Raw genomic sequence first — 9,788 nt, 5'->3', positions numbered from 1 at the left:
GGGAGCGAAGGGATCAGGAGAACCCCGATGGGCTATAAGGTCGTCATCGCGGGTGCCACGGGCAACGTGGGCCGCGAAATGCTGAACATCCTCGCCGAGCGCGAGTTCCCGGTGGACGAGATTGCCGCGCTGGCGTCGCGAAAATCTCTGGGCACCGAGGTCAGCTTCGGCGAGAAGACCCTCAAGACCAAGGATCTCGACACTTTCGATTTCACCGGCTGGGACATCGCGCTGTTCGCCGTGGGCTCTGACGCGACGAAGACCTATGCGCCGAAGGCCGCGGCGGCGGGCTGCGTGGTGATCGACAATTCCTCGCTCTACCGCTACGATCCGCAGGTGCCGCTGATCGTGCCCGAGGTGAATGCCGATGCGATCGCAGGCTATTCGAAGAAGAACATCATCGCGAACCCCAACTGCTCGACCGCGCAGATGGTCGTCGCGCTGAAGCCGCTGCACGACCGCGCGAAGATCAGGCGCGTCGTCGTCTCGACCTACCAGTCGGTTTCCGGCGCGGGCAAGGAGGGCATGGACGAGCTTTGGGACCAGACCAAGGCGGTCTACAATCCCGTGCAGGAAGTGCCGCCGAAGAAGTTCTCGAAGCAGATCGCCTTCAACGTGATCCCCCATATCGATGTCTTCCTGGACGATGGTTCGACCAAGGAGGAATGGAAGATGGTGGCCGAGACGAAGAAGATCCTCGACCCCTCGATCAAGCTGACCGCGACCTGCGTGCGGGTGCCGGTCTTCGTCGGCCATTCCGAGGCGATCAACATCGAGTTCGAGGAACCGCTTGACTGGCAGGAGGCGCAGGACATCCTGCGCGAGGCGCCCGGCATCATGCTGGTCGACAAGCGCGAGGCCGGGGGCTACGTCACGCCCATCGAATGCGTCGGCGAATACGCGACCTATATCAGCCGCGTGCGCGAGGATCCGACCGTCGAGAACGGTCTGAACATCTGGTGCGTCTCGGACAACCTGCGCAAGGGCGCGGCGCTGAACGCGGTCCAGATCGCCGAGCTGCTGGGCAACCGGGTGCTGAAAAAGGGCTGAGAAGGCCGGAATCCTTCAAAAGGGGCGCGAAGGGGAAACCTTTCGCGCCCCGTTTCATTGCTGCGCAAGCGGGGCAGGGCTTTCTCAGCCCCTCAGCCCCTCAGCCCCTCAGCCCCTCAGCCGTCCCGCAGACATATGCCGCTTGCCCGCAAAGCCGGGCAGGCGCGCGACCTCGAACCCGGCCGCCGCCAGCGCGCGGCGCACATGGCCTGCGGCGGTATAGGTGGCGAAACTGCCGCCCGGGGCGGTATGGCGGGCGACGGATTCCATCAGATCCTCGCCCCACATCTCGGGGTTCTTGGCGGGGGAAAAGCCGTCCAGAAACCAGGCGTCGGCCTGTCCCCCCCATGCGGGAAGCGTTTGCCGCACATCGCCGATCACCAGATGCAGGTCGATCCCCGGCAGGGCGATTTCGGTCGCGCCCGTGCGGTATTGCGCCAGCAGCGGCGCCGAGATCGCGGCGGCCTCGGGGAAATGGGCAAGGGCGCGTTCCATATCCGGGGCCGCCATCGGAAAGGCCTCGAACGAGGTGAAGCGCAGCCGCGCCGCGCCCCCACTCCCGCCGGGCCAGGCCAGCGCCAGCGCCAGCAGGTTCAGCCCGGTGCCGAAGCCCGTCTCGGCGATATGGAACCCGTCCCGCAGCCGCCCGGGCAGGTCGTTTCCGGCCAGAAAGACATGGCGCGTCTCCTCCAGCCCGCCCTTGAGGCTGAAATAGGGGTCGTCGAAGGCCAGCGCGACCGGGGCGCCGTCCTTCCAGCCCAATGCGGGGGCCGTCGCCGGTTCCGGTTGTATCGCATCCGCCATCGCTCTAACCCCATTGCTCTGACCCCAGGCCCCGCCGCATCTGGATGGCCCATCTGAGTGGAAGGACACGCGATGACAAGCCCCGAGATCACCATTCGCGGCGCCGGGATCTTCGGGTTGTCGGTGGCCTGGGCCTGCGCCTCGCGCGGCGCGCGGGTGCGGGTGATCGACCCGGGCGGGGTGGGCGCGGGGGCTTCGGGCGGGCTGGTCGGCGCGCTGGCGCCCCATGCGCCGCCGGAACAGCCCGGCGGGTGGAATGCGCTCAAGGCTTTTCAACTGGAAAGCCTGACCTTCGCCCCCGCCTGGTGGGCGGCCGTCGCGCGGGCGGGGGGGCGGGACCCGGGCTATCTGGCCTCGGGCCGGGTGCAGCCGCTGGCGGATGCCGCTGCCGTGGCGCTGGCCCGCGCGCGGGAAGAGGCGGCGCGCGTCTTCTGGCAGGGCCGCGCCGACTGGACCGTCCGCCCGGCGACGGGCGCGGAATGGGAGCCTGCCTCGCCCACCGGGCTGCTGGTCCACGACACGCTGACCGCCCGGCTGTCGCCTCGCGCGGCCGGGTGGGCGCTGGAGGCGGCGATCCGCGAAAGCGGCGGCGAGATCCTGGCCGAGGCGCCCGAGGCGGGGCTTGTGGTCCATGCCACCGGCTGGCGCGGGCTGGCGGATCTGTCCCGGGCGTTCGATCGGCGGATCGGCGCGGGCCAGAAGGGGCAGGCCGCGCTTTTGCGCCCCGCCCGGCCCGCGCCGCAGGTGCCGCAGATCTATGCGGGCGGGCTGCATGTGGTCTCGCATCACGACGGTCTGGTGGCCGTGGGCTCCACCTCCGAGGGCGAGTGGCGGGACGAGGCGCCCGATGCCCGGGCCGAGGCCCTTGCAGACCGCGCCCGCGCGCTGGTCCCGGCGCTGGCGGGGGCGGAGCTGGTCGAATGCTGGGCCGGGATCCGCCCGCGCGCCGCCAGCCGCGCGCCCGTGCTGGGGCCCTGGCCGGGGCGGGCGGGGTATTTCATCGCCAATGGCGGCTTCAAGACCGGGTTCGGCATGGCGCCCCTGCTGGCCCTGCGCCTGGCCGACCTGATGCTTGAGGGCCGCGACGCCATCCCCGAGGTCTTCCGCCTCGAAGTGCTGCTGAATGGCGCAAGCGCGCCGGGTCAGCCCTGACGGCTGGCCCTTACCAGATTGTGGACGAACCCCAGCTTTTCCAGCACCGGGGCGGGCAGGGCGAAGGGATAGCTGTCCGGGTGCCCCATCGAGCGGTTCAGCGCGTTCAGCGCCACCGTCAGCGGCAGCCAGGCCGAGACCAGCCGTTCGCTTCGCCAGATGCGCCAGGGGTCGAAGTCGATCTCGGCCGACAATTCGCCCTCGTCCTCGACCGTGGGGTCGATCGACATGCCGAAGGCGGCCGCCGTCTCCAGCGTGTCGATCATGTGCAGGTAATGCGCCCAGGTCTCGGCCCAGTCCTCCCAGGGATGCATCGTCGCATAGGAGGAGACGTATTCCCGCTGCCAGCCTGCAGGCGCGCCGTTCTGGTAATGCCGCTCCAGCGCCGCCGCGTAATCGGTGCTTTCATCGCCGAAAAGCGCGCGGAAGGCCTCGATATGGCCGCCGTCGCGCACCAGGATGTCCCAGTAGTAATGGCCGATCTCGTGGCGGAAATGGCCCAGAAGGGTGCGGTAGGCCTCGCCCATTTCCGAGCGCATCCTCTCGCGCGTGGGGTCGTCGGCCTCGGTCAGGGCGATGGTGACGACGCCATTGGCATGGCCGGTCAGCACCCGCTCGACCGAGCCGGGATCGTCGGCGAGGAAGTCGAAGATCATCGGTTCGGGATGGTCGTCGCCAAGGGCGGGGCGGGGCAGGCCAAGATGCGCGAGCGTGTAGATCAGCCTGCGCTTCGCCACCTCGATCTTCTGCCATTGCGCGGCATGGGTGGGGTCGGACAGGTCGGGCACGGTGCGGTTGTGGCGGCAGGCGGGGCAGTAATCGGCCGATGCCTCGGCGTCGTCGGGGCGGGCGGGCACCATCCAGTTGCAAGCGCTGAGTTCCCAGTTGCGGCAAAAGCGCCAGTTGCCGGGCGCGACATGTCCCTGTTCGTCCGGTGCCGCCTGCCAGAGCGCGCCCGCAGGCTCGACCGCCAGCATCCGGTCGGGGCTGCCGCCGCCTAGCGGCAAATAGCCGACGGCGCGCCCGCAGCGCAGGCAGGCGGTGTTTTCGAAATGCAGGACCTGCCCACAGCACTGGCATTGAAAAAGCTTCATCGCAACTCCGAAGGACAACAGGCGGCCGGGGACACGGCGCGGGCCCGGCACGGACCGGCCCTATAATGCGCGCGGCCCCGGTCCGGTTCCCGGGGCGCGGCGCGATTTTTCCACGGCCCGCGCGGGCCGGAGCGGGGGGAAGGCCCCGGGGCCCGGGTTTCGGGCCCCGAGTTTCAGGCTCCGGGGCTTCAGGCCGGGCCTTTCAGGCCCCGGGGGTTCAGGTCCAGGTTTTCAGACAGGCGCTTTCCAGGCGTCGATGATCGCCACGGCCTCCTCGGCGGTCTCGACGATATGGAACAGGTTCAGGTCCTCGGGGCTGATCACCCCGGCCTCGGACAGCAGCGTCCAGTTCACCACGCTCTCCCACCAGTCGCGCCCGAAGAGGATGAAGGGAACCGGCTTCATCCGCCGGGTCTGGATCAGCGTCAGGCTTTCGAACATCTCGTCCAGGGTGCCGAAGCCGCCCGGAAAGACCGTGATCGCCGCCGCGCGCATCAGGAAATGCATCTTGCGGATGGCGAAGTAATGGAAGTTGAAGCACAGGTCGGGGGTGACGAAGGCGTTCGGGGCCTGTTCATGCGGCAGCACGATGTTGAGCCCGATCGACTGGCCGCCCGCCTCGGCGGCGCCGCGATTTCCGGCCTCCATCACGCCGGGGCCGCCGCCGGTCGCCACCACCCATTTGCGGCCGTAACTGATCAGGCTGCGCTCGGTCATGATCCGGGCGAATTCCTGCGCCTCGGTATAGTATTTCACCAGCCCGGCAAGGGTGGGGGTGCGGGCGGTCTCGGCCGCCTCGGGCGCGGGGATGCGGGCGCCGCCGAACAAAACCACGGTGCTTTCCACGCCGCGCTCGTCCATGACCAGTTGGGGCTTGAGCAGTTCAAGCTGCAGCCGCACCGGGCGCAGCTCTTCGCGCATCATGAAATCCTGGTCGGTGAAGGCCAGCCGATAGGCGGGCGCGCGGCTTTGCGGCGTGTCCGGGCAGCAGTCGGCGGCCTGGGCATCCTGGGCGCTGTTGCGCAGGGGGTGGTTGCGCGTCTCGTCCTTCATCGGGTCTCCTCCCGCATTGCGTGGCATTCCCCTTGGGCTTATAGCCCGGACGAGCCGATTGAAACCGCCCAAGGATGACCTGCATGTCGAATGCCGCGCTGGAAACCGCCATCGAAGCCGCCTGGGAGGCGCGCGACACGATCACACCGGCCCTGAAGGGCGAGGCCCGCGACGCGATCGAGGCCACGCTTGAGGCGCTGGACAAGGGCGTGCTGCGGGTGGCCGAAAAGCGCGGCGCCGACTGGCATGTGAACCAGTGGGCCAAGAAGGCCGTGCTTCTGGGCTTTCGCCTGAAGGACATGGAGATCCAGACCGGCGGCCCGCAGGGCGGCGGCTGGTGGGACAAGGTGGATTCGAAATTCCTCGGCTGGGGCGAGGCGGAATGGAAAGTCGCGGGCTTCCGCGCGGTGCCGAACTGCGTCGTGCGCCGCTCGGCCTATATCGCGCCGGGGGTGGTGCTGATGCCCAGCTTCGTCAACCTGGGCGCCCATGTCGACAGCGGCACCATGGTCGACACCTGGGCCACGGTGGGCTCTTGCGCGCAGATCGGCAAGAACGTGCATCTTTCGGGCGGCGTCGGCATCGGCGGCGTGCTGGAGCCGATGCAGGCCGGCCCCACCATCATCGAGGACAACTGCTTCATCGGCGCGCGTTCCGAAGTGGTCGAGGGCGTGATCGTGCGCGAGGGCGCGGTCCTTGGCATGGGCGTCTTCATCGGAAAGTCGACCAAGATCTTCGACCGTGAGACCGGCGAGGTGCTTTACGGCGAGGTTCCCGCCGGATCGGTCGTCGTCGCGGGGTCGCTGCCTTCGAAGAACGGGGTGAACCTTTATTGCGCGGTGATCGTGAAACGGGTCGATGCCCAGACCCGGGCCAAGACCTCGATCAACGAACTTCTGCGCGACTGATCGCCAAGGGGGCCGTTCCGCCATGCCCGATAAGCCGTCCGACACGCCGTCCGGGGGATCAGCCCCGAAACCGGCCGAGAAACCCGTCGCCGGGAAACCCGTCAGGGAAAAGCGGCCCCAGCAGGTCTATACCCTTGTGGTCGAGGTCGGGCGCAAGGCGGGCGACGGCCTGCCCCCCAAGGCCACGGGGGCGGCGCTGATCTGCTACGCCTCGGGCGTGGACGAGGCCGAGGCGGTGCGCGAGACCGTCGCCATCCTCAAGGAGGCCGATCTCGCGCCGCTTGAGGTGCAGGGCCTTGGCACCCTGGCCGAGCGCCGGGCGGCGGGCGAGGACATCGGCGCCGAGGAAGAGGCGCTGATGCTGCGCGCGCGCGAGGAAAACTCGGTCGTCGTCGCGCAGATGACGCCGTTCTACGACTGAAGGCTCAGGCCGCGAAGCCGACCGGGCGCATCCGGCGCAACAGCTCCATCAGCGGCCGCGCCTCGTATTCGCGCAGCGCGGTCAGGGGCGGCGCAAGGCCCGGCTTCGGATCGTGATCCGCGCTCAGCCAGGTGCAGCCCGCGCTTTCGACCAGGCAGGGCGGGCCCAGGTCGAGCGAGAGGCACGGCACCACCGCGCGCCGGTTGTCATGCAGCGCCGAGACGCCGTCGACCAGCGCGCCCGCCGCGACCAGGACCTCGTCCTCGCCGAAAAGATATTCGGTCTCGGTCCCGCCGATCGCCACCATCTGGTCGGCCGAGACCAGAATGTCGCGCCCCCGCGCGTAATAGGGCGCGCGCAGGATCACGGCGGCATGCTCCCCGCGCGAGGGCATCTCGATCCGGCGCAGGGCGCGCAGACGCCGCGCGCCGCCATTGCGGGTCAGCACCCAGTCCCCGGGCCGCAGGCGGTCCGCCGCCACCTCGCCCGAGGGTGTCGGCACCGGCGTCGCCCGCCCGATCCAGGGCAGCCGCACCGGGGGTGCGAGGCCGGGCGCGACGCCGAACCACGACACCGCCGGATCGCGGCGGACAAGGCCCGCGCCCCGGCACAGCCGGGCCAGCGCGCGGGCGGGAAGGGCGATCCGCTCGGCCCCGCCCGCGCGCGCGATCGGCGCCCCGGCCTCGCCCTCCAGGCTCATGTGCCAGCCCTGCGGGCTCCAGCCGAAGGACAGCCGCGCCAGCCGCCCGTCGGCCTCCAGCGGCGGAGCCAGCCGGTGGCGCGTCATCCGCCCGCCGATGCGCCACATGAGGGCAAGCCCGCTTTGCGGGTGATGGAACAGCGACAGCGCATGGCCTTCGGGGTCGTGCCAGTGCAGCAGGACATCCGTCGGCAGCGGCCAGAGGAATTCCATCACCAGAAGCGCCCGGGCCAGAACCTCGGGCATGACCGGGACCAGCGGCCCGTCGGCATCGGAAAGCATCAGCCAGCCGGGGACGGCTGGATCCCCGGCGGCCGGGGGCAGGGGGGCGGCTCGGGGAAGGGCGCGGCCCGGCCGATCCGCCGCTCCGGCATCCGGGCGCAGGGATTGCGCAACCGCACCGGGGCGCGCGCCCGGCCCAGGGCGCGGGGCATGAAGATCGTCACGCGAAAAACCTGCCGGAGAAACCGTCTCGCTCGTACTGCACATGTCGCCCTGCCTCGGGGTCTTTTCCGGGCGGTCTTTCGTGCCCCCGGTTATGCGGCCGATCCTAGCCCTGGGCGCCGGTCTTGTCACCCGCGATCCGGCTTGCGGATGGCGATAGCTCCCCCGGGTGACCTCCGTGCCACGCCTTGTAGGCGGCTCTTGCGGTGGGGCGGCGGCGGATCATGCGCCGGGGGCGGCGCAATGCTCCTGGCCCCTGCGTTTCCGCCTCGGCATCCGCCCGCGCGCCGAGCACAGTGCGCAATGCTCGCCCCGAGCACCCCGCGACCCGCCCCCGACCAGCCCGCCCCCGACCGGCCGCGCTTGCCCTTTTCCGCCCGCTTCCCTATCCCTGAACCCGCGCTCCTCTCCCCCCCGCCGATGCCGAAAGGGCCCGCCCGATGCCTGTCCCGCCCGATGCCGCCGCCTTCCCCGCCCCGCTCGACCCGGTCGAGCTGACCGCCCGGCTGATCCGCTGCAATTCGGTCACCCCGGCCGAAGGTGGTGCGCTGGTCCTGCTGGAGGAAACCCTCTCCGCCGCGGGCTTCGACTGCACCCGGGTCGATCGCAACGGCATCCCCAACCTCTTCGCCCGCTGGGGCGCGCGCGGCGCCAACCGCAGCTTCGGCTTCAACGGCCATACCGATGTGGTGCCGGTGGGCGATGCCTCGGCCTGGACGCGCGACCCGTTCGGGGCCGAGATCGTCGACGGCTGGCTTTACGGGCGCGGCGCCACCGACATGAAGTCGGGCGTGGCGGCCTTCGTGGCTGCGGCGGTGGATTTCGTCCGCGCGACCCCGCCCCAGGGCGCGGTGATCCTGGCCATCACCGGCGACGAAGAGGATGTGGCGCAGGACGGAACCCGCGCCATCCTCGACTGGATGGCCGCCCGGGGCGAACGGATGACCCATTGCCTGGTGGGCGAGCCGACCTGCCCCGAGCGCATGGGCGAGATGATCAAGATCGGGCGGCGCGGCAGCCTGACCGCGCGATTCACCGCCATCGGCGTCCAGGGCCACGCCGCCTATCCGCATCGCGCCCGCAACCCGATGTCGGCCCTGGTCGCGCTGCTGGCGCGGCTCGAGGCGCAGCCGCTCGACAGCGGCACCGCGCATTTCGATGCTTCCACCCTTGCGATCACCACCATCGATTGCGGCAATCCCGCGAGCAATGTCATCCCCGCGCGCGGGCAGGCCACGGTGAACATCCGGTTCAACGACGCCCATAGCGGCGCGAGCCTTTCCGACTGGCTCCGGCGCCACGCGGCCGAGGTCGAGGCCCTGACCGGGGTGCGGATCGAGACCGGGATCCAGATCTCCGGCGAAAGCTTCCTGACCCCGCCGGGCGAATTGTCGGCCCTGGTCGGCAAGGCGGTCGCCGCCGAGACGGGGGTCGAGCCCGCGCTCTCCACCTCGGGTGGCACTTCGGATGCGCGTTTCGTCAAGGATCACTGTCCAGTGGTGGAATTCGGCCTTGTCGGCAAGACCATGCACCAGGTCGACGAACGGGTGGAACTGGCGCAGATCCACCAGTTGAAATCGATCTACGGCCGCATCCTGCGCGATTACTTCGCATGATCCGCCGCGCCACGCCGGATGAGCTGGACCTCTGCCTCGCGCTGCGCCGCCGCGTCTTCATCGAGGAACAGGGCGTCAGCGAGGCCGAGGAGATCGACGGCCGCGACGCGGATGCGATCCACCTGCTGGCCGAGGAGGGCGGGCGGGTGCTCGGCACCGCGCGGCTTCTCCTCCCGCCCGGGGGCCGGATCGGCAAGATCGGCCGCGTCTGCGTCCTGCCCGAGGCACGCGGCACCGGGCTGGGCGCGGCGCTGATCCGGGCCGCACTCGACGAATGCCGCCGCCATCCGACCGTGCAGGAGGCTCGCCTCGGCGCGCAGACCCATGCCCTGGGCTTCTACCAAAGGCTGGGATTCCAGCCCTTCGGCCCCGAATATCTCGACGCAGGCATCACGCATCGCGACATGAAGCTGCCCCTCAGGCCACCCCTCGCCGAACCTGACCCCTGAGAGCGAACCCTCAGCCCCGCCCCATTCTTCTTTGCGGAAATATCCCGGGGGTGAGGCGCCAAAGGCGCCGAGGGGGCAGCGCCCCCTTCCGCCGCCG

Annotated in this window: 10 protein-coding genes; 6 read left to right on the top strand and 4 right to left on the bottom strand. The window is 70.0% G+C overall.

Going from position 1 to position 9,788, the window contains the following annotated elements:
* Positions 1 to 27: 27 nt before the first annotated feature.
* On the top strand, positions 28 to 1,050 hold the full coding sequence (locus tag ABNX41_RS18050; protein ID WP_438671096.1) for an aspartate-semialdehyde dehydrogenase: 1,023 nt from the start codon (positions 28 to 30) through the stop codon (positions 1,048 to 1,050).
* Between the two features lie 108 nt (positions 1,051 to 1,158).
* Here ABNX41_RS18050 and mnmC2 read toward each other — a convergent pair whose 3' ends face one another.
* Positions 1,159 to 1,854, bottom strand: a complete 696-nt coding sequence (gene mnmC2 / locus ABNX41_RS18045) for a tRNA (5-methylaminomethyl-2-thiouridine)(34)-methyltransferase MnmC2 (RefSeq protein WP_438671095.1) — start codon at positions 1,852 to 1,854, stop codon at positions 1,159 to 1,161.
* Between the two features lie 72 nt (positions 1,855 to 1,926).
* On the opposite strand from mnmC2, the gene ABNX41_RS18040 reads away from it, so the two are divergent.
* On the top strand, positions 1,927 to 3,006 hold the full coding sequence (locus tag ABNX41_RS18040; protein ID WP_438671094.1) for an NAD(P)/FAD-dependent oxidoreductase: 1,080 nt from the start codon (positions 1,927 to 1,929) through the stop codon (positions 3,004 to 3,006).
* On the opposite strand, the gene ABNX41_RS18035 is transcribed toward ABNX41_RS18040, so the two are convergent.
* Positions 2,997 to 4,100, bottom strand: coding sequence for a zinc-binding metallopeptidase family protein (locus ABNX41_RS18035; RefSeq protein ID WP_438671093.1), 1,104 nt, complete (start codon positions 4,098 to 4,100; stop codon positions 2,997 to 2,999). The two genes, ABNX41_RS18040 and ABNX41_RS18035, sit on opposite strands and share 10 nt — an antisense overlap.
* A gap of 231 nt (positions 4,101 to 4,331) precedes the next feature.
* Complete coding sequence (locus ABNX41_RS18030) at positions 4,332 to 5,153, bottom strand: LOG family protein (RefSeq protein ID WP_438671092.1); 822 nt, start codon at positions 5,151 to 5,153, stop codon at positions 4,332 to 4,334.
* Between the two features lie 83 nt (positions 5,154 to 5,236).
* Between ABNX41_RS18030 and dapD the strand changes: the two genes are divergently transcribed.
* Positions 5,237 to 6,061, top strand: a complete 825-nt coding sequence (gene dapD, locus ABNX41_RS18025; protein WP_438671091.1) for a 2,3,4,5-tetrahydropyridine-2,6-dicarboxylate N-succinyltransferase — start codon at positions 5,237 to 5,239, stop codon at positions 6,059 to 6,061.
* Positions 6,062 to 6,083: 22 nt separating this feature from the next.
* Positions 6,084 to 6,482 carry a DUF8846 family protein gene (locus tag ABNX41_RS18020; protein ID WP_438671090.1) on the top strand — a complete coding sequence of 133 codons (399 nt, stop codon included), beginning with the start codon at positions 6,084 to 6,086 and terminating at the stop codon, positions 6,480 to 6,482.
* 4 nt (positions 6,483 to 6,486) lie between these two features.
* Here the strand turns inward: ABNX41_RS18020 and ABNX41_RS18015 are convergent, their stop codons facing one another.
* A complete protein-coding gene (locus ABNX41_RS18015; protein ID WP_438671089.1) occupies positions 6,487 to 7,464 on the bottom strand; it encodes a Hint domain-containing protein in 978 nt (325 codons plus the stop codon).
* A 602-nt stretch (positions 7,465 to 8,066) separates the two neighbouring features.
* On the opposite strand from ABNX41_RS18015, the gene dapE reads away from it, so the two are divergent.
* Together dapE and ABNX41_RS18005 are read left to right on the top strand one after the other, a co-directional pair.
* Positions 8,067 to 9,242 (top strand): succinyl-diaminopimelate desuccinylase, encoded by a 1,176-nt coding sequence (dapE, locus tag ABNX41_RS18010; protein WP_438671088.1) that lies wholly within the window; start codon positions 8,067 to 8,069, stop codon positions 9,240 to 9,242.
* Entirely contained in the window at positions 9,239 to 9,691 is a 453-nt protein-coding gene (locus ABNX41_RS18005; protein ID WP_438671087.1) for a GNAT family N-acetyltransferase, read from the top strand. Before dapE ends, ABNX41_RS18005 begins: the two co-directional genes overlap by 4 nt.
* Positions 9,692 to 9,788: the final 97 nt, after the last annotated feature.

It is taken from the genome of Pseudogemmobacter sonorensis (genome assembly GCF_042762395.1).
In the GTDB taxonomy this organism is placed as follows: domain Bacteria; phylum Pseudomonadota; class Alphaproteobacteria; order Rhodobacterales; family Rhodobacteraceae; genus Pseudogemmobacter; species Pseudogemmobacter sonorensis.
Note: the sequence above shows the minus strand (reverse complement) of the source record. Positions and strands in the feature narration are given on the sequence as shown.